The organism is Amycolatopsis sp. H20-H5 (assembly GCF_035828755.1).
Classification (GTDB): Bacteria; Actinomycetota; Actinomycetes; order Mycobacteriales; family Pseudonocardiaceae; genus Amycolatopsis.
This window is the reverse complement of the sequence record NZ_JAYMZS010000027.1, coordinates 17,124-43,401: the sequence shown is the minus strand read 5'-3', so window position 1 is coordinate 43,401 and position 26,278 is coordinate 17,124. Positions and strand designations below refer to the sequence as shown.

The 26,278-nt window shown below is 69.2% G+C and carries 26 protein-coding genes; 13 read left to right on the top strand and 13 right to left on the bottom strand.

Going from position 1 to position 26,278, the window contains the following annotated elements:
* Window positions 1-40: 40 nt before the first annotated feature.
* The 3 genes from QMK34_RS17410 to QMK34_RS17400 are packed head-to-tail and all read left to right on the top strand — an operon-like array spanning window position 41 to window position 2,179.
* The gene (locus QMK34_RS17410) at window positions 41-925 is read left to right on the top strand and encodes a phosphoribosylaminoimidazolesuccinocarboxamide synthase (RefSeq protein ID WP_326415069.1); all 885 of its coding nucleotides are present in this window, start codon (window positions 41-43) and stop codon (window positions 923-925) included.
* Window positions 922-1,434 (top strand): NADPH-dependent FMN reductase, encoded by a 513-nt coding sequence (locus QMK34_RS17405; RefSeq protein WP_326415067.1) that lies wholly within the window; start codon window positions 922-924, stop codon window positions 1,432-1,434. The genes QMK34_RS17410 and QMK34_RS17405 overlap by 4 nt, the downstream gene beginning before the upstream one ends.
* A 37-nt stretch (window positions 1,435-1,471) precedes the next feature.
* On the top strand, window positions 1,472-2,179 hold the full coding sequence (locus QMK34_RS17400) for a DUF2334 domain-containing protein (RefSeq protein ID WP_326415066.1): 708 nt from the start codon (window positions 1,472-1,474) through the stop codon (window positions 2,177-2,179).
* A gap of 82 nt (window positions 2,180-2,261) precedes the next feature.
* On the opposite strand, the gene QMK34_RS17395 is transcribed toward QMK34_RS17400, so the two are convergent.
* Window positions 2,262-2,897 (bottom strand): MBL fold metallo-hydrolase, encoded by a 636-nt coding sequence (locus tag QMK34_RS17395; RefSeq protein ID WP_326415065.1) that lies wholly within the window; start codon window positions 2,895-2,897, stop codon window positions 2,262-2,264.
* Window positions 2,898-3,120: 223 nt separating this feature from the next.
* Between QMK34_RS17395 and QMK34_RS17390 the strand changes: the two genes are divergently transcribed.
* Window positions 3,121-4,623, top strand: a complete 1,503-nt coding sequence (locus tag QMK34_RS17390; protein ID WP_326415064.1) for an aldehyde dehydrogenase family protein — start codon at window positions 3,121-3,123, stop codon at window positions 4,621-4,623.
* A gap of 94 nt (window positions 4,624-4,717) precedes the next feature.
* On the opposite strand, the gene QMK34_RS17385 is transcribed toward QMK34_RS17390, so the two are convergent.
* From QMK34_RS17385 to QMK34_RS17375, 3 genes are all read right to left on the bottom strand, one after another.
* Window positions 4,718-6,298, bottom strand: coding sequence for a GMC family oxidoreductase (locus QMK34_RS17385; RefSeq protein WP_326415063.1), 1,581 nt, complete (start codon window positions 6,296-6,298; stop codon window positions 4,718-4,720).
* Between the two features lie 99 nt (window positions 6,299-6,397).
* Window positions 6,398-6,775, bottom strand: a complete 378-nt coding sequence (locus tag QMK34_RS17380) for a hypothetical protein (protein WP_326415062.1) — start codon at window positions 6,773-6,775, stop codon at window positions 6,398-6,400.
* A 146-nt stretch (window positions 6,776-6,921) separates the two neighbouring features.
* Window positions 6,922-7,182, bottom strand: a complete 261-nt coding sequence (locus tag QMK34_RS17375; protein ID WP_326415061.1) for a hypothetical protein — start codon at window positions 7,180-7,182, stop codon at window positions 6,922-6,924.
* 95 nt (window positions 7,183-7,277) lie between these two features.
* Here QMK34_RS17375 and purS point away from each other — a divergent pair, with 95 nt between their 5' ends.
* Window positions 7,278-7,517 (top strand): phosphoribosylformylglycinamidine synthase subunit PurS, encoded by a 240-nt coding sequence (purS, locus tag QMK34_RS17370; protein ID WP_326415059.1) that lies wholly within the window; start codon window positions 7,278-7,280, stop codon window positions 7,515-7,517.
* Window positions 7,514-8,188 carry a phosphoribosylformylglycinamidine synthase subunit PurQ gene (gene purQ, locus QMK34_RS17365; RefSeq protein ID WP_326415058.1) on the top strand — a complete coding sequence of 225 codons (675 nt, stop codon included), beginning with the start codon at window positions 7,514-7,516 and terminating at the stop codon, window positions 8,186-8,188. The genes purS and purQ overlap by 4 nt, the downstream gene beginning before the upstream one ends.
* A gap of 241 nt (window positions 8,189-8,429) precedes the next feature.
* Here purQ and QMK34_RS17360 read toward each other — a convergent pair whose 3' ends face one another.
* Both QMK34_RS17360 and QMK34_RS17355 read right to left on the bottom strand, forming a co-directional pair.
* Window positions 8,430-10,166, bottom strand: coding sequence for an ABC transporter ATP-binding protein (locus QMK34_RS17360; RefSeq protein ID WP_326415057.1), 1,737 nt, complete (start codon window positions 10,164-10,166; stop codon window positions 8,430-8,432).
* The gene (locus QMK34_RS17355; protein ID WP_326415056.1) at window positions 10,163-11,794 is read right to left on the bottom strand and encodes an ABC transporter ATP-binding protein; all 1,632 of its coding nucleotides are present in this window, start codon (window positions 11,792-11,794) and stop codon (window positions 10,163-10,165) included. Before QMK34_RS17355 ends, QMK34_RS17360 begins: the two co-directional genes overlap by 4 nt.
* Window positions 11,795-12,000: 206 nt before the next feature.
* Here QMK34_RS17355 and purL point away from each other — a divergent pair, with 206 nt between their 5' ends.
* Entirely contained in the window at window positions 12,001-14,301 is a 2,301-nt protein-coding gene (gene purL, locus QMK34_RS17350; RefSeq protein ID WP_326415055.1) for a phosphoribosylformylglycinamidine synthase subunit PurL, read from the top strand.
* A gap of 57 nt (window positions 14,302-14,358) precedes the next feature.
* Here purL and QMK34_RS17345 read toward each other — a convergent pair whose 3' ends face one another.
* The 6 genes from QMK34_RS17345 to QMK34_RS17320 form a co-directional block, all read right to left on the bottom strand.
* Complete coding sequence (locus QMK34_RS17345) at window positions 14,359-15,231, bottom strand: hypothetical protein (RefSeq protein ID WP_326415054.1); 873 nt, start codon at window positions 15,229-15,231, stop codon at window positions 14,359-14,361.
* Entirely contained in the window at window positions 15,228-16,349 is a 1,122-nt protein-coding gene (locus QMK34_RS17340) for a pentapeptide repeat-containing protein (RefSeq protein ID WP_326415053.1), read from the bottom strand. Before QMK34_RS17340 ends, QMK34_RS17345 begins: the two co-directional genes overlap by 4 nt.
* Window positions 16,350-16,352: 3 nt before the next feature.
* A complete protein-coding gene (locus tag QMK34_RS17335) occupies window positions 16,353-17,396 on the bottom strand; it encodes a hypothetical protein (RefSeq protein ID WP_326415052.1) in 1,044 nt (347 codons plus the stop codon).
* A 188-nt stretch (window positions 17,397-17,584) separates the two neighbouring features.
* Window positions 17,585-18,439 (bottom strand): lysozyme, encoded by an 855-nt coding sequence (locus tag QMK34_RS17330; protein WP_326415051.1) that lies wholly within the window; start codon window positions 18,437-18,439, stop codon window positions 17,585-17,587.
* A gap of 188 nt (window positions 18,440-18,627) precedes the next feature.
* A complete protein-coding gene (locus tag QMK34_RS17325; protein WP_326415050.1) occupies window positions 18,628-19,434 on the bottom strand; it encodes a lysozyme in 807 nt (268 codons plus the stop codon).
* A 122-nt stretch (window positions 19,435-19,556) separates the two neighbouring features.
* Window positions 19,557-20,165, bottom strand: coding sequence for a type VII secretion system-associated protein (locus QMK34_RS17320; protein ID WP_326415049.1), 609 nt, complete (start codon window positions 20,163-20,165; stop codon window positions 19,557-19,559).
* A 62-nt stretch (window positions 20,166-20,227) separates the two neighbouring features.
* On the opposite strand from QMK34_RS17320, the gene QMK34_RS17315 reads away from it, so the two are divergent.
* Window positions 20,228-20,608: a sterol carrier family protein gene (locus QMK34_RS17315; RefSeq protein WP_326415048.1), complete on the top strand. Its 381-nt coding sequence runs from the start codon at window positions 20,228-20,230 to the stop codon at window positions 20,606-20,608.
* A 62-nt stretch (window positions 20,609-20,670) separates the two neighbouring features.
* Here QMK34_RS17315 and QMK34_RS17310 read toward each other — a convergent pair whose 3' ends face one another.
* A complete protein-coding gene (locus QMK34_RS17310; RefSeq protein WP_326415047.1) occupies window positions 20,671-21,525 on the bottom strand; it encodes an SAM-dependent methyltransferase in 855 nt (284 codons plus the stop codon).
* Window positions 21,526-21,693: 168 nt separating this feature from the next.
* Between QMK34_RS17310 and QMK34_RS17305 the strand changes: the two genes are divergently transcribed.
* The 5 genes from QMK34_RS17305 to purM all read left to right on the top strand — a co-directional run bounded on the left by QMK34_RS17305 (window position 21,694) and on the right by purM (window position 26,267).
* Complete coding sequence (locus tag QMK34_RS17305) at window positions 21,694-22,602, top strand: helix-turn-helix domain-containing protein (RefSeq protein WP_326415046.1); 909 nt, start codon at window positions 21,694-21,696, stop codon at window positions 22,600-22,602.
* A 263-nt stretch (window positions 22,603-22,865) separates the two neighbouring features.
* A complete protein-coding gene (locus QMK34_RS17300) occupies window positions 22,866-23,105 on the top strand; it encodes a DUF397 domain-containing protein (protein WP_326415045.1) in 240 nt (79 codons plus the stop codon).
* Window positions 23,092-23,493 (top strand): hypothetical protein, encoded by a 402-nt coding sequence (locus QMK34_RS17295; RefSeq protein WP_326415043.1) that lies wholly within the window; start codon window positions 23,092-23,094, stop codon window positions 23,491-23,493. Before QMK34_RS17300 ends, QMK34_RS17295 begins: the two co-directional genes overlap by 14 nt.
* Window positions 23,494-23,616: 123 nt before the next feature.
* Window positions 23,617-25,155: an amidophosphoribosyltransferase gene (gene purF / locus QMK34_RS17290; RefSeq protein ID WP_326415042.1), complete on the top strand. Its 1,539-nt coding sequence runs from the start codon at window positions 23,617-23,619 to the stop codon at window positions 25,153-25,155.
* Window positions 25,156-25,196: 41 nt separating this feature from the next.
* A complete protein-coding gene (gene purM, locus QMK34_RS17285; protein WP_326415041.1) occupies window positions 25,197-26,267 on the top strand; it encodes a phosphoribosylformylglycinamidine cyclo-ligase in 1,071 nt (356 codons plus the stop codon).
* Window positions 26,268-26,278: the final 11 nt, after the last annotated feature.

The window sequence follows — 26,278 nt, the reverse complement described above, 5'->3', positions numbered from 1 at the left end:
CCCGCATTCTCCCAGGCCGGAGGTTGGTTAGGGTTCAGCCGTGACGACGCTCGCCGAATACCCGAAAATCGCCGCCGGCAAGGTCCGTGAGCTCTACGCCGTCGGGGACGAGCACCTGCTGCTCGTGACCTCCGACCGGATCTCGGCCTACGACTTCGTCCTCGACACGCCGATCCCGGACAAGGGCCGCGTGCTGACCGCGATGAGCGTGTTCTGGTTCGAGCAGCTCGCCGACCTGCTCCCGAACCACCTGGTCGCCTACGACGATCCGCGCATCCCCGCCGAGGTCCGCGGACGCGCGCTGCTGGTCAGGCGGCTCGAGATGCTGCCGGTCGAGGCCGTCGCGCGTGGTTACCTGACCGGTTCGGGCTTCAGCGACTACACCGCGACCGGCTCGGTCTGCGGCGTCGAGCTGCCCGCCGGGCTGGTCGAGTCGTCGAGGCTGCCGGAGCCGATCTTCACCCCGGCCAGCAAGGCCGACCTCGGCGAGCACGACGAGAACGTCACCTTCGAGCACGTCGCCGAGAAGATCGGCAAGAAGCGCGCCGAGGAAGTCCGCGACGCGACCCTGGCGATCTACCGCCGCGGCGCCGAGCTCGCCGCCGAGCGCGGCATCCTGCTCGCCGACACGAAGTTCGAGTTCGGCCGCGACAACGACGGGAACCTGGTCCTCGCCGACGAGGTGCTGACTCCGGACTCGTCGCGGTATTGGCCGTCCGAGGGCTACCAGGCGGGCCACTCGCAGCCGTCGTTCGACAAGCAGTACGTGCGCGACTGGCTGACCAGCCCGGCGTCCGGCTGGGACCGCGAGTCCAACACCCAGCCGCCGCCGCTGCCCGACGAGGTGGCGCTGGCCACGCGCGGCCGGTACGTCGAGGCGTACGAGCGCATCACCGGCCGCTCGCTGGCGGACTGGCCGGCGTGATCCTGCTCATCTGCGGCAGCTTGCGGGCCGGGTCCAGCAACGCCGCCGTGGTGCGCACGGCCGCGACGTTCGACGACGCGCAGGTGTACGAGGGCTTGGGCGACCTCCCGCACTTCAACCCCGACGACGACCGCGAGCCGCTGCACCCCGCCGTCGCCCTGCTGCGGGCGACGATCGGGGAGGCGGACGCGGTGCTGTTCTGCACCCCCGAGTACGCCGGTGGGCTGCCGGGTTCGTTCAAGAACCTGCTGGACTGGACGGTCGGCGGCGGCGAGATCTACCAGAAGCCGGTGGGGTGGATCAACGCTTCGTCGGTGGCCGCGCCGACGGGCGGCGGCGACGCCCACGATTCGCTGCGCAAGGTGCTGACGTATGCGGGCACGATGATCGTCGAAGAGGCCTGCGCGCGGATCCCGATTCCGCGTGAAGCGGTGTCGGACGGGCGCGTCGAGGACCCCGAGCTGGTGGGGCGAATCGGAAATGTCGTCGCGACGCTCGCCCGGCGGTAACCTCTCAGTCGCTTGGCGGTCACTCTGAGCGCGCCTAATGAGCAGCGTGGACGCCAAGCTGCTGGTTTCGCTGTCCGGCCTGACCGCCCGGACGCTGCATCGCTGCGCCGACCTCGCAGCCGAACTCGACCGCCGCCAGGTCCCGCTGTCCGTGCTCTACGCGGCCAGGACCGGCGAAGGCGCCGTGACCCAGTGGGTCCGGGGCCGGGCCGCCGGTGGTGATTCCGTGCTGCTGCACGGCTACGACCACCGGATCACGCCCACTCACCGCACGGTGCACCTCGGCAAGAAGGCCGAGTTCGCCACCCTCCCCGCACACGAGGCGCGCCTGCGTCTTATCGCCGCGAAGGCCGCCCTCGACACCACCGGCCTGGCCGTCGACGGCTTCGCGCCGCCGCGCTGGCTCGCGTCGCCGGGCACCCTGCAGGCCCTGCGGGAGCACGGATTCACGCTGTGCGCGGACCTGGTGTCGGTCCGCGACCTCACGACCGGCGAGATTCACCGTGCCAGGGTCCAGGAGTTCGCGAGCCAGTCGCAGCGCACCGAGACCGTGCGCTGTTTCGCGCTGGTGCTGGCGGCCGCCCGCGCCGCCCGCCGCGGCGGCCTGGTCCGCCTTGGCGTCGACGCGGCGGACCTGATCCGGCCAGGCCTGCGCCAGGCGTTCCTCGACGCCGTCGACGTCGCACTGGAAAACCGCGCCTTCGGCACCACCTACGGCGCGATCCGCCGCCAAGTCGCCGCCTGACCCCCCGAACCACAAGTCCCTGAAGGCCACCTTCAGAGCGTTAGACGCCCCGAATGTTCCCTTCGTCACCCGCCGCGACTCGCTACAGCTTCGTGAGCTCACCGGGGTCGAGAACCTTGACCTCGGTGCCGTCGGGCGCGAAATTGGTGAACATGCCGTAGTGCATCCCCGGCCTGCTGAGCACGGCTTCATGGATCGGCACCGCGAGCCGCGGGGCGACGGCACGCAGGTAGTCGATGGCCTCGCCCAGCTTCAGCCAGGGCGCGCCGGTCGGCAGGCCGAGCACGTCGATCTTCTGCTCGGGCACGAAGAACGAGTCGCCGGGGTGGTAGAACGCGCCGTGGTCGACGATGTAGCCGACGTTCGGGATGCCGGGGAAATCGCCGTAGATCGCCGCGTGGTCGCCCCCGACGACATTCAGCGCGGTCTCGCCGATGCCGAACGCGTCGCCCGGCTTCGCGACCTGGAACACGACGCCGAGCTTCTCGACGGTCTCGACCGATCCCGGGTCCACGATCAGTTTCGCGTCCGGATTGGCCGCCAGCAACGCGGGCAGGCGCTCGGTGTCGAGGTGGTCGAAGTGCTGGTGGGTGATCAGCACGGCGTCCAGTTCGCGCTCTTTCTCGAACCCGGCGGAGAACGTGCCAGGATCGATCAGGATCCGGCTGTGTCCGGTTTCCAGCAGTACGCAAGAGTGTCCAAAGTGGACAATACGCATTGGATCTCCTCAACCTGTGATCGTTTCCAGCCTAGGCCCGCGGCAGCGCCTCGCCAAGTCCGGTCCTCCGGTGGAGTGCGGCCACTCCGACTCGCGCCGCTGCTCGGTGTCCTTGCGGCCTCGCTCGCTTGTGCGATGCTGGTGAGCAGGCCAGGACGAGCTGTTGGCACATCGCCAGTTACCTCGTAACCTGAGGGTTCAGCCGAGATCACGGGAGACGCCGATGACCGCCGTCCAGCCGAAGACGACCCTCCCCAGCGTGGAGGAGACGTTCGATTCGCTCAGCCCCGCGACCGACGAGGTGGTCGGGACCTACCCGGTGCACACCGCCGCGGACGTCCGGGCCACCGTCGACGCCGCGCGCGAAGCAGCCGTGTGGTGGGCGGGCCTGGGCTTCGACGGCCGCGCGGAACGCCTGCGCCGCTGGAAGGGCGTCATCGCCCGGCGGCTGCCGCAGCTGTGTCAGGTCGTGCGCGACGAGACCGGCAAGCCGATCGCCGACGCCCAGCTGGAGAGCGTGCTCGCCATCGAGCACATCGCGTGGGCGGGCAAGCACGCGCGCAAGATCCTCGGCAGGCAGCGCCGGTCGGCCGGGCTGCTGATGTCGAACCAGGCCGCGACCGTCGAGTACCAGCCGCTCGGCGTGGTCGGCGTGATCGGGCCGTGGAACTACCCGGTGTTCACTCCGCTCGGCTCGATCGCGTACGCGCTCGCCGCGGGCAACGCCGTGGTGTTCAAGCCCAGCGAGTACACCCCCGGCGTCGGGAAATGGCTGGTCGACGCGTTCAACGAGGTCGTTCCGGAACAGCCGGTGCTGCAGCTGATCACCGGCTTCGGCGAGACCGGCGCGGCGCTGGTCACCTCGGGCGTCGGCAAGATCGCGTTCACCGGCTCGACCGCGACCGGCAAGCGGATCATGGCCGCCGCGGCCGACACGCTGACCCCGGTGATCATCGAGGCGGGCGGCAAGGACGCGGTGCTGGTCGACGCGGACGCCGACCTCGACGCCGCCGCCGACGCGACGGTCTGGGGCGCGTTCTCCAACTCCGGCCAGACCTGCATCGGCGTCGAGCGCGTCTACGTCCACGAACGGGTGCACGACGCGTTCGTCGCGAAGGTCGTCGAGAAGTCGCGCGACGTCCGCGCGGGTTCGGACGAGGCCGCGCAGTACGGCCCGGTGACGATGCCGTCGCAGCTCGCGGTCATCAAGCGGCACATCACCGGCGCGCTGGCCAGCGGCGGAAGGGCGCTGGTCGGCGGCGTCGACGCGGTCGGCGACCGGTACGTCCAGCCGACCGTCCTGGTCGACGTGCCCGAGGACGCCGAGGCCGTGCAGGAGGAGACCTTCGGCCCGACCGTGACCATCGCCAAGGTGCGCGACATGGACGAGGCCGTCGAGAAGGCCAACGACACGCGCTACGGCCTGGGCTCCACGGTGTTCTCGAAGGCCCGCGGCATGGAACTCGCCGGCCGCCTGCGCTCCGGGATGACGTCCATCAACGCCCCGCTGTCCTTCGCGGGCATCGCCTCACTGCCGTTCGGCGGCGTCGGCGACTCGGGCTTCGGCCGCATCCACGGCCCCGAGGGCCTGCGCGAGTTCGCCCGCCCCAAGTCCATCGCCCGCCAGCGCTTCACCGCCCCGATCGCCCTCACCACGTTCCAGCGCAAGGAAAAGACCGACGCGCTGGTGGCCAAGCTGATCACCGTGCTCCACGGCAAACGCTGACCCTCGAGAGTGTCATGAAAGGGTCTTTCAGGACAAAAATTGCCCTGAAAGACCCTTTCATGACACTTCGCGGAACTCGGGCCGGGTGAGAGGGCTACTTTCCGCGGATGAGGTCGGCGGCCTTCTCCGCCACCATGACCGTCGGCGCGTTCGTGTTGCCGCGCGGGACGACCGGCATGATCGACGCGTCCACCACCCGCAGCCCCTCGACGCCGCGCACCTTCAGGGCCGGGTCGACCACGGCGTGCTCGCCCGTGCCCATCGCGCAGGTGCCGACCGGGTGGTACAGCGTCTGCGTGTTCTGTCGCGCGTGCTCGGCCAGCGCGTCGTCGTCCAGGTCGTGGCGGTCCGGCAGGAAGGGCTTGTCGAGGAAGCGCGCCAGCGGGCCGGACTTGCCGATCTCGATCAGTGACCTCAGCGCCGACAGGGTGGCCTCGAAGTCCGCCGGGTCGGCGTAGTAGGCCGGGTCGATTTCCGGCTTCCACAAGGGATTGCCCGACTTCAGTCGCAGCCTGCCCCGGCTCGCGACGTCGACCAGGGTGGTCGCCGAGGTGAAGCCGGACACCGTCGGCTCGCGCATCCCGTTGTCGTAGAACAGGGTCGGCGCGACGTGGATCTGCATGTTGGGCGCGGCCAGACCGTCCACAGTGGAGAAGAACGCGCCTGCCTCGCCGATGTTGGACGCCAGCGGGCCGCGTTTCGTGAGCTGGTAGCGGATCAGCCCGGCCGGGGTCGCGGAGTCGGCGACGTCGCTGGTGCCGCGCGTGGACCAGATGATCGGCGACGCCGGGTGGTCGTGCAGGTTCTCGCCGACGCCGGAAAGCGCGGCCACGACGTCGATCCCGTGCTCACGCAGGTGCTCGGCCGGGCCGACGCCGGACAGCATCAGCAGCTGCGGTGAGTTGATCGCCCCGCCGCACAGCACCACCTCGGACGCCGCCCGCGCGGCGTGCTCCGTGCCTCCGTCCAAATAGGACACGCCGACCGCGCGGGTGCCCTCGAACAGGACGCGGGTGGTCTGCGCGTGCGTGCGGACCGTGAGGTTCGGCCGGGACAGGGCCGGGCGCAGGTACGCGTCGGCGGTCGACCAGCGCTGCCCCTTCTTGCAGGTCACCTGGTACAGCCCGGCGCCTTCCTGCGTCTCGCCGTTGAAGTCGTCGTTGCGCTTCAGGCCCCAGGAAACCGCCGAATCGACCCACGCGCTGGACAGCTCGTGCGTGAAGCGCCGGTCCTCGACGTGCAGCGGCCCGTCGGTGCCGTGCAGCGGGCCGCCGAGCCGCTGGTTGCCCTCGGCCTTCTTGAAGTACGGCAGGACGTCGTCGAAACCCCAGCCCGCGGCGCCGTGCCGGTCGCGCCAGCCGTCGTAGTCGGCGCGGTTGCCGCGGATGTAGATCATCGCGTTCATCGAGGACGAGCCGCCGAGCATCTTCCCGCGCGGCCAGTACTCGCGTTTACCCGTGTGTTTCTGCTCGACAGTCTCGTAGTTCCAATCCCAGCGCGTCTTGAACAGCGCCGCGAACGCTGCCGGGATGTGGATCTCGTCGGCGGTGTCCTCGCCACCCGCTTCGAGCAGCAGCACCTGGGCCGACGGATCCTCGCTCAGCCTGTTCGCCAGCACGCAGCCCGCGCTGCCCGCTCCGACGATGACGTAATCGAACGAGTCCTGACCGGCCACGATGCCTCCAGCAGAGTAGTTGGCACTTCGTCAACGGGGTCATCATGACGCAGTTCCGCCAGAGAAGCATCCCCCAGCCGGGCCGGTGGCGCGAGCGCGTCAGTCGGAGTCCGGGGAGAACGCCGCGACGCACGGGCCGGGAGCCGCGGTGTCGTCGGTATCGACGCGGCCGGGCCCGGCGACGCCGTCGAGCCTGCCCTCGAGATGGCCGATCGTGGTCTTCGTGGTCCGGAGCACGTCCGTGCTCTTGACGGTGAACTCCGGCTCCCCGTTCGCGACCTGCTTGGTGCCGTCGCGGGTGGTCGCCGGTGCGTTCGGGCACACCAGGGCCAGCGCGGCCGGGGCGTCCCGGGCATCGACGGCGGCGACGAACTTCGCGACCACTTCCGTCCCGCTCGTGACGCCGGGCCAGGGGCCGGGCTGCTCCGACTGGCTCGGCATCGGCTCGGGCTCGGCGTCGGACTTGATGTCGCGCACGCACCACCGGCCGTCCCGCCGCGCGATCGCCAGGCCCCAGCGCCCTCGGCCCGTGCTGATCGTGGCGGACTGCTCGTCGGGGTCCGCCGGTGCGCGGCGCCGGTCAGCTCGGCGTCGCTCGTGACCCGGAGCGCCTGCTCGACCGCTTAGGTGCGCTTCGACCGGATCCCGCAGAGTAGCTGGTCGAACGGCTCACCCGAGGACACGGCGTTGGTGAACGACTGCGCGACCTGCGCCGCGTCCCCGGCCGAGGTGGTGTCCTCGGCGAGGAAGAACCCCGGCTTCACCAGACCGGCGAAGGCGACGCCGCCGAGCAGGCCACCACCAGTGTGATCCACAGCCAGATCGTCGATGTGTTTCTTCGGTGGCGGCTGGGGCGGGTAGTGGCCCTGCGGCGGAGAGCTCATCCTGGTCCCCCTCGATACCGGTCCGTCGGCGGCCAAGACCAGTGAAGTAGGCTCGGGCGGTACCCACGACCTGCATGAATAAGGAGCAGCCTGCCGTGGCCCGAGTCGTTGTCGACGTCATGCCGAAGCCCGAAATCCTCGACCCGCAGGGCCAGGCCGCGCTGGGCGCCCTGCCGCGGCTGGGATACACCGGGGTCACCGAGGTCCGCCAGGGCAAGCACTTCGAACTCGAGGTCGACGACACCGTCGACGACGAGACCCTGGAGAAGATCGCCGAGGGTTTCCTCGCGAACCCCGTCATCGAGCAGTGGACCATCCGCCGGATCGAGTCGTGAGCGCCCGCATCGGCGTCATCACCTTCCCCGGCACCCTCGACGACGGTGACGCCGCCCGCGCGGCCCGCTACGCCGACGCCGAGGCCGTGCCCCTGTGGCACGCCGACGAGGACCTGAAGGGCGTCGACGCGGTTGTCGTCCCCGGCGGCTTCTCCTACGGCGACTACCTGCGCGCCGGCGTCATCGCCCGGTACGCGCCAGTGATGAACTCGGTCATCGAAGCGGCCCACAAAGGCATGCCGGTGCTGGGGATTTGCAACGGGTTCCAGATCCTGTGCGAGGCCGGGCTGCTGCCGGGCGCGATGGTCCGCAACGCCGGGCTGCACTTCCTCTGCCGCGACCAGTGGCTGCGCGTCGAGAACAACGAGACGGCGTGGACCACCCGGTACGAAAAGGGCGCCGAGATCCTCATCCCGATGAAGAACATCGACGGGTGTTATGTCGCCGAGCAGGCGACTTTGGATCAGCTTGAGGCTGAGGAGCGGGTCGTGTTCCGGTATGTCGGGGGCAACCCGAACGGGTCGCGGAACGATATCGCCGGGATTCGTAGTGAGAACGGGCGGGTTGTGGGGCTCATGCCGCATCCGGAGCACGCGATTGATGCTCTCACCGGGCCGTCGGATGATGGGCTTGGAATGTTTTTTAGCATTTTGGCTGGCGCGCTCACATAATCGCGCCGCCACCCCGGCGCGACCTACGTACGCAACTCGCGTTGAGTGGGAAGGGCGCCGGGGTGCCGTCGCGATTCTGGACGGCCTGGCGGCCGTGAAAGAGGGCGCGCGGCGTGAAGTCTTCCCTCGCAGAGCTCGGAAAGACCCTGTGGTCGGGTTTAGGGACTGCTGAAGGTCGCCCTTGCTGCGTTCAACGCACCAAAGGCGACCTTCAGCAGGTTCAACGCACCAAGGGGGGCCTTCAGCTGGCGGCGGCGACCAGGGCGGCGTAGGGGCCGTCGGCGGTCAGGAGGTCGGCGTGGCTGCCTAGTTCTGTTATGCGGCCGGCCTCGATTACTGCGACGCGGTCGGCTGCTGCCGCTGTGTGTAGGCGGTGTGCGATCGCGATCACCGTGCGGCCCTTGAGCACCGCGCTCAGCGAGCGCTCCAGGTCCCGTGCCGAGCCCGTGTCCAGCAGCGAAGTCGCCTCGTCGAGTACCAGCGTGTGCGGGTCTGCCAGGACGACGCGTGCCAGGGCGAGCTGCTGCGCGACGCCCGCCGGGACCGGGTGTGAGCCCGAGCCGATCTCGGTGTTAAGCCCGTTGGGCAGCGCGGAGACCCACGCCGACGCACCCACCGAGGCCAGCGCGTTCCTGAGCTCGTCGTCGGTCCATTCGCCGCCCGCGCGGCGTGCGGGGAGGGCTAGGTTTTCCCGGACTGTTCCTGAGAAGACGTGGTGTTCCTGGGTCAGGAGTAGGACTTCGCCTCGCAGGACGTCGTCGGCCAGTGTTGAGACTTCTGTGCCGCCGATTTGGATCGAACCTGAGGTTGGGGCTGAGATTCCTGCCAGCAGCCTGCCCAGTGTCGACTTGCCCGCGCCGGATGGCCCGACTATTGCCAGTCTTTCGCCTCGCGGTACCTGAAGGTCGATGCCGTGCAGGACTTCGCGTCCCTCTGTGTAGCCGAAGCGCACGTCCGACACCGCGATGTCGCGGCCTGAGGGTGCTTCGGTGGCTGAGGAGGACTCGACTGCCTTCACGCCCAGTACGCGTCGTAGTGCTGCGAGGGAAACCTGCAGGTCTTCCAGCCAGAACAGGGCTTCGTTCAGCGGGGTCGTCATTGCCTGGGCGTACAGCAGCATGGTGGTGACTGTTCCGAGGCCTACCCAGCCCTGGCCGTACGCGAACGCGCCGAGCAGCAGCATGACCGCGATGGGCAGCACGTAACTGATCTCCAGTGACGGCATCCAGCGCACCTGCAGTGCCCGCAGCTTCCGCTCGCCCAGCAGCGCGTCGTCCAGCGCGTGCCGCCCGAAGCCGACCCGGCGCTCGGTCAGGCCCAGTGCCTCCGACGTCCGCGAGCCTTCGACCGTCTCGTGCGTGATGGACTGCAGGGTGCCCCAGCTGTCGAGCATCTCCTGCATCCGCGCCGGAACGCGCCGCTGATACCAGGTGGTGGTCGCCGCCAGCAGTGGCACCGCGACCAGCAGGCCCAGCGACAGCAGCGGCGACGTGAGCACCATCGCCACCGTGGTCAGCAGCACCGCGACGATCGCGACCAGGATCTCCGGCGCGGCGTTGCGCACCGCGTGGTCGACCCGGCTGAGGTCGGTGGTCGCGCGGCTGAGCAGGTCGCCGGTGCCGGTCCCCTCGACGGTGCCGAGCGGCAACGTCAGCGCGTTGCCGACGAACTGCTCGCGGGTGTCGGCCAGCACGTGCTCGCCGAACTTCCGCGCGCGCAGCCGGGCGCCCCGCTTGATCCACGCCTGCAGCAGCAGGACGACGACGAACACCCCGGCCAGCAGGTCGATCCGCCCGGTCGTGGTGCCCGCCGTCACCGAGTCGACGAGCAGGCCGAGCAGCTGCGGCCCCGCCAGCCCGATCAGCGTCGCGAGGCAGAACGTGCCGATCATCAGGGAGAATTCGCGCCCGTTCGTGCGCGCGGTCGTCACCGCCCATTTTCGGACTTCCCTGGTCGAGGCCAGGGGTAGCTTCTTCATGCCGGCACCTTCGAACTCACTACTTCGTCGGCCAGGTGCGTCCACAAAGGACTCTGGCTGAACACGATGGTGGTCTTGCCGCGCCGCAACCGCGCGACGCGCTCGGTGATCCGCGCCTCGGTGTGCGCGTCGACGGCCGAGGTCGGCTCGTCGAGCAGCAGCACGTCGGCGTCGATCGCCAGCGCCCTGGCCAGGTTGAGCCGTTGCCGCTGGCCGCCGGAAACCTCCCGGCCGCGTTCGCCGATGACCTCCTCGACGCCGTTCGGCAGCGCGTCGATGATGTCCTCGGCGTCCGCCGCGAACAGTGCCGCGGTGATCCCGACCTCGCTCGGCCCGGCCGGATCGAGCTGCTGCGCCAGCACGCCCGAGAACCACAGGTCCTGGTTGTGCGCGTAGACGACGCGGGCCCGGAGCTCGGCGAGCGCGATCTGTTCGGCCGGGACGCCGCCGATCAGCACCCGCTCACCCTTGGCGGCTTCGGTGAACCTGGCCAGCCGCGAGGCCAGCGCTTCGGCCTCGGCACCGGCGTCGATCACGGTCAGCCTGCCCGCCGCGAACGTCGTCCCGGTCGCCGAATCGTGCAGCTCCAGCTGGCCTTCCGGCAGCGGGACGGGGTTTTCGGGATCGGTGATCCGCGGGCGCAGGTTGAGCAGGCCGCACACCTTGCGCGCGGCGACCAGCCCGGAGCTGAGCGCACCGGCGGCCTCGGTCGCGGAAGTCACCGGCACCACCAGGAACGCCGAAACGCCGTAGAAGGCCACCAGTTCGCCGACGCCGATCGTGCCTTCGGCGGCGAGTCGCGCGCCGAGCCAGGTGATGACCACGGTGACCAGCCCCGGCAGCGCGATCTCCGCGCCCGCCAGCCAGGATTCGCTGCGGCCGACCTCGATCCCGGCCAGCCGGACCCGCTGGCTGGCCTCGTGGAAGCGGCTGTTGAACCGCTTCTCGCCACCCACGCCGCGCAGGATCCGCAGGCCGGACACGATGTCCGCGCCCAGCGCGGTGACCTTGCTGAGGTCCTCACGCTGCACGGCCTTGCGTTTCTGCAACGGCGCCAGCAACGGCCCGATGCCCAGCACGGCCAGCGGCACGCCGATCAGCGCGACGACGCCGAGCAGCAGCGACGAGTTCAGCAGCGCCACCGCACACACCACGAACGCGATCAGCGAGCCGAACGCGCGGCCGACGACCTCGTAGACGTCCCCCACATGATTGAGGTCGCTGGAGGTGATGGCCACCACGTTCCCGGTGGTCGTTTCTTCGCGCAGCGTGGCGCCGAGCCGCGCGGCGTGCGCGGACGCCACTCGCTGCGTCGAACCCGCGCCGTGCAGCCAAGCGCCGAAGTCGGTGAAATGCAGGAGCGTCCCGAGTGCGGCCTGCGCCACACCCAGCACCGCGGCGACGGCCGCCCATTGCCAGACCCCCGGCCAGTCCTTCGCGCCGATCGCGTCGATGCCGCGGCCCACCACGAACGGGAACAGCGCCATCGGCAGCATCCACAACGCGCCGATCACCGCGGCGAACGCCATCAGGCCCGGCCTGGCCCGGATCCCGGCCAAGAGGTAACCGCCGGGCGTCACCGGGGACGTCAGGCGCAGGGGCGGGAGCGGATATGTGGCGGAGAGCACGATTGTCGACGGTAAGCGGACATACCGGCTGAGCGCGACTGATTTATGAGCAAGCGAACGCGAGGTGTCCAACCCGCTGACCTATCCATCCATGCCCCCGCCGCCACCCTCAATCGAGACGCTGCGCGCCGCTGACCTAGTCCATCCATGCCCCCGCCGCCACCCTCAACGGAGACGCTGCGCGCCGCTGACCTAGTCTTTAGGCCGTGGCGAACCCCGAAGCGGACACCGTGACCGTCGACACCACCGAGCGCGCTGTCGCGACTCCCGAGCAGACCCAGCCGTATCTCGAGCTGGGCTTGGCCGAGGACGAGTACGCCCGGATCCGCGAGATCCTGGGCCGCCGTCCCACCGACGCCGAGCTCGCGATGTACTCGGTGATGTGGAGCGAGCACTGCTCGTACAAGTCCTCGAAGAAGCACCTGGCGTACTTCGGCGAGACCGCCACCGACGAGATGAAGTCGAAGATGCTCGCGGGCATCGGCGAGAACGCCGGTGTCGTCGACATCGGCGATGGCTGGGCCGTCACTTTCAAGGTGGAGAGCCACAACCATCCGTCCTATGTGGAGCCTTACCAGGGCGCCGCGACCGGCGTCGGCGGCATCGTCCGCGACATCATGGCGATGGGCGCGCGCCCGCTCGCCGTGGCCGACGCGCTGCGTTTCGGCCCGGCCGACGCCCCCGACACCCGCCGCGTGCTGCCCGGTGTGGTCGCCGGGGTCGGCGGTTACGGCAACTGCCTCGGCCTGCCGAACATCGGCGGCGAGCTCGTGTTCGACCAGAGCTACTCTGGTAACCCGCTGGTCAACGCCCTGTGTGTCGGCGCGATGCGCGTCGAGGACCTGCACCTCGCGTTCGCTTCCGGCGCGGGCAACAAGATCATCCTGTTCGGCGCGCGCACTGGCCTCGACGGCATCGGCGGCGTGTCCGTGCTGGCGAGCGACTCGTTCGGCGCCGGATCTGAGAGCACCGGCCGTAAGAAGCTCCCGAGCGTCCAGGTCGGCGACCCGTTCACCGAGAAGGTGCTCATCGAGTGCTGTCTCGAGCTGTTCCAGCAGCACCTCGTCGTCGGCATCCAGGACCTCGGCGGCGCCGGGCTGTCCTGCGCGACGTCCGAGCTGGCCGCGGCCGGTGACGGCGGCATGCATATCGCGCTCGACCGGGTTCCCTTGCGTGCCAAGGGAATGACCCCGGCGGAGGTACTGTCCAGCGAGTCGCAGGAACGCATGTGCGCGGTCGTCTCGCCGGAGAACGTCGAGGCCTTCATGAAGGTCTGCGAGAAGTGGGACGTCATCGCCACCGACATCGGTGAGGTCACCGACGGCGAGCACCTCGAGATCACCTGGCACGGCGAGGTCGTCGTCGACGTCCCCGCGCACACCGTGGCGCACCAGGGCCCGGTGTACGACCGCCCGGTCCAGCGTCCGTCCACACAGGACGCCCTGCAGGCGGACACCTCGGCCTCGCTGCCGCGTCCGTCCACTCCGGACGAACTGCGCGCCGACATCCTGAAGCTCATCGCGTCGCCCAACCAGGCGTCGAAGGAATGGGTCACCAGCCAGTACGACCGTTACGTGCGCGGCAACACCGTGCTCTCGCAGCCGTCGGACTCCGGAGTGATCCGGATCGACGAGTCGAGCGGCCTTGGTGTCTCGGTGGCGACGGACTGCAACTCGAAGTTCGTCTACCTCGACCCGTACAACGGCTCGAAGCTCGCGCTGGCGGAGGCGTACCGCAACGTCGCCACCGGCGGCGCGACCCCGGTCGCGGTCTCGGACTGCCTGAACTTCGGCGCCCCGACCGACCCCGGCGTGATGTGGCAGTTCGTCGAGGCCGTCCACGGCATCGCCGACGGCTGTGTCGAGCTGGGCATCCCGGTCACCGGCGGCAACGTCAGTTTCTTCAACCAGACGGGTGACACGGCGATCCTGCCGACCCCGGTCATCGGCGTCCTCGGCGTGATCGACGACGTCACCCGCCGCATCCCGACCGGCATCGGCGCGGAGGCGGGGGAGACCCTGCTCCTGCTCGGCGACACCCACGACGAGCTCGACGGCTCCGCGTGGGCCCGCGAGCTCCACGGCCACCTCGGCGGCCTCCCGCCGAAGGTCGACCTGGCGCGCGAGAAGCTCCTCGCCGACATCCTCATCGCCGGATCACGCGACGGCATGATCTCCGCCGCGCACGACCTGTCCGACGGCGGACTGGCGCAGGCGCTGGTCGAGACCGTCCTCATCGGACAGTGCGGCGCCCGGGTGTTCCTCGACTCCGAGCAGGACCCATTCGTCCAGCTGTTCTCGGAGTCCTCCGGCCGCGTCCTGGTCGCCGTACCGCGCACCGAGGAGCTCCGCTTCACGGAGATGCTCACCGCCCGCGGCCTCCCGTGGCGCAAGACCGGCGTCGTCGACCCGGAGTCCGGCGCCTTGGAGCTCCAGGACATCACGACGTTCACCATCGCCGAGCTCCGCGAGCCCTTCGAGGCCACCCTCCCCGCGCTGTTCGACTAAGCCCCCCGAGTGTCATGAAAGGGTCTTTCAGGGCAATTTTTGCCCTGAAAGACCCTTTCATGACACTTCAGGTACCTCCGCCAGCAGCACCGACCCCTCCGGGAAACGCGCCCCGGTGACGTCCGGCCGCACGGCGTGGGTGAGCTCACCGAAGTCGACCGGGCGGTGCGCGTTCAGCTCGCGCATGGTGATGTCCCGCTTCGACACGGTGCGCAGGAACTTCAGGTTGCCGTAGCACTCGACGTTGTCCAGGTGGACCTTGCCGGAAAGCTCCGTGTCCTCGAGGTCCAGCGCGTGCAGGATCTGGGACCGGCTCAGCCCGAGCCACCCGACGCGCCGCGCGGTCAGGTTGAGCCGATCGATCCGGGCGTCGCTGAGGTTGAGCCCGAACGTCGGTCCGGTGGTCCCCGCCCAGGGCAGGATGTCGCGGATCAGCCGTTCGGCGGCCCGCCGGACCAGCCGTTCGCGGTTGGAATCGGCTTTCTCCTCCGCCGACCATTCCCGGGCGAGATCCGTCGTCGCCGCCGAAAAGTCCGGGCTGTCGAACGGCCGCCGCAGATACGCGCACAGCACGTCCAGCACGGTCTGGATGTACTCGGGCCGCGTCCGCGCCACCCCGGCCAGCGCGTGCATCGCGCCGACCCGCACCTGGTCGGCGTCGCTGCCCAGTAGCTCGATGGCCTTGGCGAACCGCTCGTCGGAGATCCGGGCGCGCTCGATCTCGTGCCGGTCCTCCTCGGTGCGCCGCCGCCGGTCGTTGAGCCAGAGCCCGTAGAGCGCCGCGATCGCGCCACCGGCCAGGCCGCCGGTCTTCAGCGCGTCGCCGCGGCTGGTCTTCGGGTCGGCGAGCAGGAACGCGGTGACCCCAATGAGCACAGCCCCTGCCAGCACGAACACCCACAGCAGCGGCGATTTCAGCGCGCGTTTCACCGCTCCACCACGGTGAGCCGGACGTTCCCGTTCGCCGCCGTTTCGATTCCCCAGCCGCCGGGCAACTGGTGTTCCTTCTCCGGGTTCACCGTGGTCTGGTAGAGCGAGACCGGGTGGGGAGTGGCGGCGAAGCCCAGGAAAGCGGTGCCCTCGAACCGGGTCCGGCGCAGGTCGAGTGACTGCCCGACGGTGGCGCCGGTGAAGATCGCGTCCTTGGCGAACCGCGCGTCCTTGAACGCGGTGAGGCCGTCGAACCTCGTGTCCTCGAAGTCGGCCAGCTCGGTGAAGACGGTCCCGCTGAACCAGGCGCGCTCCCGGAACGTCGCCTGGCGGCACCGGAACATCCCGATCAGACGGCCTTTCGCCGTCCCCGCTCCGGTGAAGTACACCGGCCCGAGGAACTCGCAGCCGCTGAGGTTGGTGCTGCTGTACAGCCCGGCATACCGCAGCACCAGCTTCCCGACCCGGTGCCCGGACAGGTCGAAGTACTCCAGCGCGGCGCCCGTCAGGTCGAGGTCGTACGCCGGCGCGTCCGGGTCACCGGCCGCGGGGAGCAGGTCGCTGATCAACCGCTGCGCGGTCAGCCGGACCTGCAGTTCGAGCTCCTGCTCCGGCTTGTCGGGCAGGGTTTGGCCGTTGTTCCGGCCGGTTTCTCCGGAGGTGTAGCGCTCATGGGTGAACGGCCGCCGCAGGTACGAGCACAGCACGTCGAGCACGGTCTGGGTGTACCCGTCGCGGTTGCGCGCCAGCGCCGCCAGCGCGTGCAGCGCGCCGACCCGCACCTGGTCGGCGTCGTGCCCGAGCAGCTCGACGGACTTCGCGAACCGTTCGTCCGAGATCCGTTCGCGGTCCTGGTCGGCCTTCCGCATCTCCAGCGCGTGCCGGTCCTGCTCGACCTGCTGCCTGCCCTCCTCGACCCGCCGCCGCCGGTCGTTGAGCCACAGCGCGTACAGCGCGACGATCGCGCCGCCCGCGAGGCCGCCGGTCTTCAGCGCGTCACTGCGGCTGGTCGCCGGATCCGTCAGCAGCCATCCGCCGACAGCGACCAGGAGCAGCAGCGACGAGGTGAACGTCCACAGCAGCGGCGAACGCCACCACTGCCGTCGAGTGTCCGGCACCGGTTACGGGGTGGTGAAAACGAGGAACAGGGAGACGCAGAAACCCTGGCCGGAGTCCTGCGCGAGGATCGATCCCCGGACCTTCTTGCCGTTGACGTCCCCGCCGACCTCGGCGGAGACGAACTGGCTGGAGCCCTCGGCGGCGGCCGTCAGCGCGGCGCCGGGTACCGCGAACTCGGTGACCTGCTTCTGCAGCAAATCCTTGAAGTTGGGGCAGCCCAGCGCTGTCGCGCCCGCCGCGTCACCCGAGTTGATCTTGCCGACGAAGTCCTTGATGAACGCCGCGCCCTCGGCCGAGGGCGGGTAGGACGGCGACGTCGACGGTGAGGTGCTCGACGGCGATCCGGTCGGCCTGCTGCTGCCCGTCGGCTGGAAGCGGCTGACCAGCTTCCAGCACCACTTGTCCCCGGCACTGTCGATGGTGCCCTTGGTGGTGCCCGGCCTGCCGTCGATGGTCAGCGCGACGACCGCGGTGTACTCGCTTTCGGAGACCTTCGTCAGCGGGCCGGAAAGCTTGACGTCGGCCACGCTGTCGAGTGCGGCGAGGACCTCGTCGATGTCCTTCTCGGCGTCCCCGCACTTGAGCGCGGTGAGCGCGGCCCTGTCCTTCTTGTTGAGCCCGTCGACGATCGCCTGCGCGGTCGCGTCGGGACCGGCGGCCGTCGTCGTCGAGTCCTTGCTGAGGAAGAAGCCCGGCGCGACGAATCCCGTGACGCCCAGCGCGATGACAACCACCAGCGCGATGGCGCCACCGATGATCAGGCCGGTCTTGTTCTTCTTCGGCGGCTGCGGGGGCGGGCCGCCGAAGCCCTGGCCGTACCCGCCGGGGTTGTTCGGGTCCCACGCGCCCTGCTGCGGGTACTGCTGGGTCGGGTACGGCTGCCCGTACTGCTGCTGCTGATCCCAGCCGGGCGGCTGCTGGGGTTGCTGCGGCTGCTGCCATCCACACTGCTGGGGGTACTGCGGCTGCCCGTACCCGGGCTGCTGCGCCCAGCCCTGTGCGTTCGGGTCGCCCTGGGGATCCCCCGGCTGCGGTGGGTAGGTCATGGGTCCGCCTTCCGTGTCGACGCCATATTCTGACGCCGGGCACGAGACTACGGTTCCCCCGCGCCTCGCTCGCTGGGTCGACTCGCATTCTGCTAGGACCCTGGCCGCCGCGCGAAAGCGGCTCCCGCCGCGACTGCCGGAAGACAGCCGCGGCGGGAGCCGCGGTTGAGCGTCGAGCGGTGGTGCGATCAGCCGTTGGCGAGTGCCTGCAGCCGGTCGTACGCGCCGTTGAAGGTGTCCTGATCCAGCGGGCTCGAGGTGTACTGCCAGACTGTGTAGTAGCTCCAGCCGATCGGCAGCGTGCCCACCGACGAGGCGTAGCGCGCGACCCACAGTGGCACCGTGCTGCCGAAGGTCTGCGACGAACCCACGCACTGGTTCCACCAGCTCGTCGAGGTGTAGATGACGGGCCAGCGGCCGGTGCGCGCGTGGTACTGGTCGTGGAACGAGCGGACCCATGCCCCCATGGAAGCCTGGCTCAGGCCGTAACAGGTCGCCCCGTTCGGGTTGTACTCCATGTCGAGCGCCCCTGGCAGCGTCTTGCCGTCGCCCGACCAGCCGCCGCCGTGGTTCACGAAGTAGTCGGCCTGCGTGGCGCCGCTCGACGTGTTCGGGGAGGCGAAGTGGTACGCGCCGCGGATGAAGCCCTGGTTGTAGGAACCGTTGTACTGCTGGGCGAAGTACGGGTTGGTGTAGCTGGTCGCCTCGGTCGCCTTGGTCCAGACGAACCGCTTGCCCTGGTTCCACCAGGACGCCCAGTCGACGTTGCCCTGGTAGCTGGCGACGTCCATGCCGGCGACGGTGGCCAGCACCTGAAGTGCGGCGGCCTTGGTCTCCGGCGTCGACTGGTCACCGCCCTCGAACCGCCGGATCTGCGAGCCGAGTGTGTGGTTGTTCTGGTCGGTCAGCACCGGTCCGGCGGCGGCCGGTTCGGCGGTGGGGGTGGCCGACGCCTGGACGGTCACGCTGAGCAGGAGCGCGGCGGTCGTGGCGGCGATGACAGCGCCGAAAGCTCGCCGTCGGACTCTTCGGGAAGTTGACATGACGACAATCCCTTCACAGATACCCTCGCGAAGGACGGCTAGTTGCAGGTAGCCGTCCGCGCACGATTGTTAATGACGTCGAGGCGTTTGTCACTAAGTTCCGTGAATTTTGGGTCTCTCGTGGGTGATTTACACCGCCACTTGGACCACTGTTAGTGATCTTGTCACCGCACTGGCGTCCTCGCAGGTCAACCCTTCGATAGTGTGCGCAGCGCGTCGAGCGGCCCGTTGAAGTAGTTCTGGTCGCCGGGCAGGCTGCCCGCGTCCGCGAACTGCCAGATGCTCTGGAACGGCCAGCCGGCCGGCAGTTCGCCGACCTTGGTGTTGTAGCGCGCGAGCCACAGCGGGCTGTCGCCGAACGAGCCGTTGTTGCCGGTGCAGCGCGTCCACCAGCTCGTCGACGTGTAGATCGTCGGCGCACGGCCGGTCCGGCCGCGGTAGGTGTTCGAGAAGTCCCGGATCCAGGCGACCATGCCCGCCGGATCCTTGCCGTAACAGGTTTCGCCGTACGGGTTGTACTCCGCGTCGAGCGCCCCCGGCAGGGTCCTGCCGTCACCCGACCAGGCGCCGCCGTGGTCGACGAAGTAGTTCGCCTGCGCCGCGCCGCCCGAGACGTCCGGCCGTGCGAAGTGGTACGCGCCGCGGATCATCCCGACGTTGTACGAGCCGTTGTACTGCTGGGGGAACTGCGGGTTGACGAACCCGGTGCCCTCGGTCGCCTTCACGTAGGCGAACTTGCCGCCGGCGCCCCAGGCGGACGGCCAGTCGACGGCGCCCTGGTGCCCGCTGACGTCGTGGCCGAGCACCTGGGCGGTGGTCCCGTAGGCCACTTCGGGTTTGCCGCCGACGCCTTCGTGGGCGGCGATCTGCGAACCGGCGTAGTTGTCCTCCGCGCCCGCGTAGGAGGCCGAGGCCGTGACGGGCGCGTGGGCCCACCAGACGAGACTCGCGGCCAGGACGGCGCCGTAGCGCACCAGTGGATTACGACGCTTCACCCATGACTCCCAACCGGACGCGTGTACTCCTTAGAGCGCCACGATGCCTCGATCGAGTCGGATGTGCGAGTCGGGTGTCACTCGGAAGAGTGGCACGCCCAGGTGAAGATCATCGGCAGGGTTCAGCGCTGTTCGTCGGCGATCGCCTTCACGAGGTGCTCGGCGGGGATGACCGCGGTGATGAGGTCGTGCGGGTTGATCGCCACGGCGTGCCCGGCGAGCAGCGGGACCATGTCCCGGCCCAGCACGGCTCGCGCGTGCGGCCATTCGCGCGGCACGAGCGCTTTCGTCGTGTACGCCGGGACGAGCACGCGGCCGTCGACGTTGTGAAAGCCGATGACCGTGCGCTGCACCGGTGACATCGCGTAGACGAACAGAGTCGCGTCGAGGACTCCGCCGGGGAGGTCGTCGGCGGGCCGGTGATTGGTCCGGACCAGCTGCAGCAGCCGCTCGAGCTCGTTGGCTGGCTCGGGAAAACCGAGCGCCTTCGGCGAGGGGCGGTAGCGGTCGTTGGGGTGGAAATCCTCGACGACTTTGCCCGCGGCGTTCACCGGGTACGCACCGACGACGGCCCACGAGGGGACCGGGCCGCCGGGGTCGAAGGCCTCGTCGATGACATAGAGCCAGCTGTTCGGATTGGCCCTGGCGTTGGCGCGCATCTCTTCGGTGATCTTCGGCTTTCCCGCTGTGGTCCGTGAAACCAAGCGGTCTGCCTCGTCCCGCTGCGCCATAGAAGCCGTCCCCACGTTCCGGGTGCCCGAATGTTCTTGGTGCGTCACTCTACTGTTCTCCCATGGCCTCTTCGCGTTCGGTCGACCCCGCTGAGTTACGTGTCGCGGTGCAGGCCGTTTCCGCCTGGTTGAGCGGCGAAGGATCCGCTCCGGCCCGGCCGGAACTCGCCGCCGCGGTCCGGCTGAGCCTGCGCACGCTCGCGGCCGTCGCGCCCGGCCGCAGCGTCGAAGTCCGGGTGCCGCCGTTCGCGGCGGTGCAGTGCGTCGAGGGCCCGCGGCACACGCGCGGCACGCCCGCCAACGTCGTCGAGATGGACCCGCGCACCTGGCTCGAACTCGCCACCGGCCGCCTGCTTTGGCCCGACGCGCTGGAAACCGGCCGCGTCACCGCTTCCGGCACCCGGGCCGACCTCGCCCACTGGCTGCCGATCGTCCGTGCTTGAAAGCCCCTGAAGGCCACCATGAGGGACTCTAGGTCCCTCATGGTGGCCTTCAGGGGCAGTTACTACTTCTTACGGCCGACGCCGCCGGCGATGGTGCGCTGCGCGGCGTTGAGCTCCTTGAGCCGGGGGCCGTCCGGCCACCAGTCGGCGCAGAGCGAGACGCCCGGGTTGCCCAGCACACTCGTGTCGACCATCTCGAGGTCGCCGAACAGCGCCTCGATCTCCGGCTTGGTGGCGAACGACCCGGAGCCCATCGGGCTGTGGATGAAGAACTTCTCCATCTCACGGGCGGTCTTGGACAGCTCGTTCTCGGGGTCGAGGAAGTGCGAGATCCCCGCGTAGGACCCGGACGGCATCGCGTCGATGTACTTCCGCATGATCGCGGCGGCTTCCGCGCGGGTGCCGGTGTAGTGGTGCAGCGTGCCCATCTGCAGCACCACCAGCGGCTGGCTGAAGTCGATGTGGCGCCGGATCTCTTCGTTCTGCAGCAGCGCGTCCGGCTCGAAGATGTCGTCCGCGACGAAGTGCGTGTGGTCGTTCTCCTCGAGCAGCGCGCGGCCGTGCGCGAGCACGACCGGGTCGTTGTCGACGTAGACGACGGTGGATTCGGGGTTGATCCGCTGCACGACGTGGTGGGTGTTCTCGGCCGTCGGCAGGCCGGATCCCAGGTCGAGGTACTGCGTGATGCTCGTCTGGCTGGCCAGGAAACGGCACGCGCGGATCAGGAAACCGCGGTTCTCGGTGGCCAGGTCCTGCGCTTCGGGAGCGGCCTGCTGCACCTTGTGCAGGACGTCGCGGTCGATCTCGTAGTTGTCCTTGCCGTTGAGGAAGGCGTCGTAGACTCGCGCGATGCTGGCCCTCGTGGGATCCACACCTACTGGGGCGGGACGGTCGGAACGGGCGGGCGCATCGGGCATCTGAACCTCACAGAAATGTGTCGAAGGTCGCTGACCCCACGTAGGGTAGGGGCATGCGCTCATGGCGTAAACCATGGCGTCCACTTGACGTCCCGCGCTGGGCGTGTACGTTCAGTAGCCGGGCTGAATCCCCCTGTCGAGTCGGCGTTTGTGTAGGAAGGTCCGGTCATGAACGCGGTCAACGCGTCAGGTGAGGAACCCGGTGTGGAACGCAGTCCGTCCGGCGAGCAGAATCTCGGCCCGACGGCGCGCCGCATGATTCTCGGCTCCCAGCTGCGCAAGATGCGGGAGGACGCGGGCATCACCCGCTCCGAGGCCGGCTACAGCATTCGCGGGTCCGAATCGAAGATCAGCCGTCTTGAGCTGGGGCGCGTCGGTTTCAAGGAACGCGACGTCACCGATCTCCTGACGATGTACGGCATCACCGAGCCGGTGCGGCAGCAGAACTTCCTCGACAACCTGAAGGCGTCGAACGAACCCGGCTGGTGGCGGCGCTACGGCGACCTCATGCCCAACTGGCTCAACGACCTGGTCGGGCTCGAAGAGGCCGCCGCGCGGATCCAGGTCTGGGAGCCGATGTTCGTGTCCGGCCTGGTGCAGACGGAGGAGTACGCCAGGGCGATCGTGAGCCACGGCCAGCCCGGCATCCCCGACGACGACGTCGAGCGCCGGGTCGCGCTGCGCAAGCGGCGCCAGAAGATGCTCAGCCGCCCGGACGCCCCGCGGCTGTGGATGGTGCTCGACGAGTCGGTCCTGTACCGGCCGATCGGTGGCACCAGGGCGCTGAAGGATCAGATCGAGTACCTGCTCGACATCACCAGCCAGCCGAACGTCTCGGTGCAGATCCTGCCGTACGCGCGCAGCGGGTACCCCGCCGAAGGCGCGTTCTCGCTGCTGCGGTTCTCCGAGCCGGAGCTGCCCAACATCGCGTACGTCGAGTACCAGACCGGCGCGATGTACATCGAGAAGCGCGAAGAGCTCGAGGTCTACAGCCGCTCGCTGGACAGGCTGGCGGTCGACGCGGAGACGCCGGAACGCAGCCGTCAGACGATGTCCAAGAGGCTTTCGGAGATCTGAGCCCGGCTCATCTAACTCTCGCTCTGAGCGATTTTTCTCGGTAACCCTTGTAAGAGTTCACTCGATCGAGTGTTGCTTCGTCACCCGTTAGATAACTTTTGTTCAAGTGTTTCGTCTCTTCGTGAGAAGTTTGCAAAAAATTCTGCACGTGCATTTACCGCTGCAGCCACACGTGCTAACTTCGAAGTCTCAGTCAAATGCACATGCAGATGCATAGCCCGCAGACGCAGATCCCCGGGCATCCCTTCGGGAAGGTGAATGACATGGCGGAACAGTTCGAAAACGGTATTCCGGCCGATCGTCTGTCCGGCGCCCAGTGGCGCAAGGCGAGCTACAGCGGCGCCGTCGGCAACTGCGTCGAGGTCGCCCCGCTGGCGAACGGCGAGATCGCGATGCGCAACTCGCGCTTCCCGACCGGCCCGGCCCTCGTCTACACCCAGGCCGAGATGGCCGCCTTCCTCGCGGGCGCCAAGGACGGTGAGTTCGACGATGTCCTCCACTGACGTCGTCGCCTCCGAGATCACGGACATCGAGTCCGGCCTGCAGGAACTGATCAACCGCGGTTACCAGTTCGTGCACCCGCGCGACAAGCACGGCGAGGTACTCGCCGTGGTCGGCGTCCGCGTGCACGACAACGTCGTCGACGTCGTCCGGCTCAACGCCGAGGACGACGTCACCGCGACCAGGATGCCCGGCACCGAAGAGGACATCTTCGAGCCGTCGAAGTGGCTGTGGCGTTCTCGCGGAGAGGCGGCCGCGGTGCTCACCGAACTGCTGGCGCTCCCCGACGAGCGGACCCCCGGCGCGCTTCTCACCCCGGCCGAAGCCAGGGTCAAGGGCCGCTGGGTGTCCGGCGCCACCGGCAACTCCAAGTGGCTGGCCGCTGGCTGAGCGGCACCAGAAGTACTTCAGGCCCCGTCCGAAGTGGTCAGAACCACGTCGGGCGGGGCCTGGTTCATGTCCGCAGCGTTTACACTGGCCTTGGCCTGCCCACGTCTTCTTGGGAGCACCTCGGTGGTTTCCGACCCGTCCGTCACCGGACAGCCCGATACCGACCAGCCAGATCCGGAACCCCGCGAGGAGTGTGGCGTCTTCGGCGTCTGGGCACCTGGGGAAGAGGTCGCGAAGCTGACCTACTACGGCCTCTACGCCCTGCAGCACCGCGGCCAGGAGGCCGCCGGGATCTCGGTGTCGGACGGCTCGCAGATCGTGGTCTTCAAGGACCTCGGCCTGGTCAGCCAGGTGTTCGACGAGCAGGTCCTGCAGTCACTGCAGGGACACATCGCCGTCGGCCACTGCCGCTACTCGACCACCGGCGCGACGATCTGGGAGAACGCGCAGCCGATCTTCCGCACCACGCCGACGGGCAGCGGGCTGTCTTTCGCCCACAACGGCAACCTTGTCAACACGGCTGAGCTGCGGGAACGCACCGCGGCGGCCGGACTCAAGCCGCACATGGGGCTCACCGGGTCGTCCAGCGACTCCGACCTCATCTGCGGGCTGCTCGCCGCGAACTCGGCCGACAAGGGCATCGAGGCCGCCGCGCTGGAGCTGCTGCCCACCGTCAAGGGCGCCTTCTGCCTGGTCTTCGCCGACGAGTCCACTTTGTACGCGGCACGTGATCCGCACGGCGTGCACCCGCTGGTGCTCGGCAGGCTGGAGCGCGGCTGGGTGGTCGCGAGCGAGACGGCCGCACTGGACATCTGTGGCGCGTCGTTCGTCCGAGAGGTCGAGCCCGGCGAGCTGATCGCGATCGACGCCTCGGGCCTGCGCTCGTCGCGGTTCGCGACCCCGGAGCCCAAGGGCTGCGTGTTCGAATACGTCTACCTCGCGCGCCCCGACACCTCGATCGCGGGCCGCAGCGTGCACGCCACGCGCGTCGACATCGGCAAGCGCCTCGCCGTGGAGCATCCGGCGGTGGCCGACCTGGTCATGCCGGTGCCGGAGTCCGGGACGCCCGCCGCGATCGGTTACGCACAGGCGTCAGGCATCCCGTACGGCACGGGACTGGTGAAAAACGCGTACGTCGGGCGGACCTTCATTCAGCCCTCGCAGACCATCCGGCAGCTCGGGATCCGGCTGAAGCTGAACCCGCTGCGCGACGTCATCCGCGGCAAGCGCCTGGTCGTCGTCGACGACTCCATCGTGCGCGGCAACACCCAGCGCGCGCTCGTGCGCATGCTGCGTGAGGCAGGTGCGCTCGAAGTGCACGTCCGGATCGCTTCGCCGCCCGTGCGCTGGCCGTGTTTCTACGGCATCGACTTCGCCACCCGCGCCGAACTGGTCGCGAACGGCGTCGACCTGGACGGCATCCGCCGGTCCATCGGCGCCGACTCGCTGGGCTACGTCTCGCTCGACGGCCTGGTCGCGGCGTCGGAGCAGCCGAAGACGCGGTTGTGCACGGCCTGCTTCTCCGGTGAGTACCCGATCGCGCTGCCCGACGACGCGCTGCTCGGGAAACACCTGCTCGACAGCTTGGACTCGGTCAATGGCGCGGCGCAGCCCGTCGCCCCGGCCGGGTACGGTGCCGAAGACGCCGTCCGGCGTCCCTAGCCTGTTTCTTTTCCGTTAACCCAGATTTGGAGTCCGCTTCCGTGAGCGAGTCCACGAGCGCCACGTACGCCGCCGCCGGAGTCAGCATCGACGCTGGTGATCAAGCCGTCGAGCTGCTCAAACCGCACGCCGAGCGGGCCACGCGGCCCGAGGTGCTGGGCGGGGTCGGCGGGTTCGCCGGGCTGTTCTCGCTGAAGCTCGGCAAGTGGAAGGAGCCCGTGCTGGCTTCGTCCACGGACGGCGTCGGCACGAAGATCGCCGTCGCGCAGGCTCTGGACAAGCACGACACGGTCGGCATCGACCTGGTCGCCATGGTGGTCGACGACCTGGTCGTCACCGGCGCCGAGCCGCTGTTCCTGCAGGACTACATCGCCGTGGGCAAGGTGTACCCGGAGAAGATCGCCGCGCTGGTCGGCGGCATCGCGGAGGGCTGCGTCCAGGCCGGGTGCGCGCTGCTCGGCGGCGAGACCGCGGAGCACCCCGGGCTGATGGGTGAGCACGACTACGACATGTCGGCCACCGGCGTCGGCGTGGTCGAGGCGTCGCTGCTGCTCGGCCCGGAGCGCGTCCGTCCGGGTGACGTCGTGCTGGCGCTCGGCTCGTCCGGACTCCACTCGAACGGGTACTCCCTCGCCCGCCACGTGCTGCTGGACATCGCGCGCATGCCGCTCGGCGGGCACGTCGAGGAGTTCGGCCACACGCTGGGCGAGGAGCTTCTCAAACCGACCACGATCTACGCGAAGGACTGCCTGGCGCTGGCCGCCGAGACCGAGGTCCGCACGTTCTCGCACATCACCGGCGGCGGCCTCGAAGCCAACCTCGCCCGCGTGATCCCGCGCGGCCTGGTCGCGAAGCTCGAACGCGGCACCTGGACGCCCGCGTCGGTGTTCGCCCTGATCGGCCAGCTCGGCAAGGTCGAGCGCGCCGAGCTCGAAAAGACGTTCAACATGGGCGTCGGCATGGTCGCGATCGTCGCCCCCGACGACGTCGACCGCGCGCTCGCGATGCTCACCGCCCGGCACGTCCCGGCCTGGATCCTCGGCGACATCCAGCCCGCCGAGAACCCGGACGGCGCCCGCGCCGTGCTGTCGGGCGACCACCCGCGCTTCTGAGTTCTCGCCGG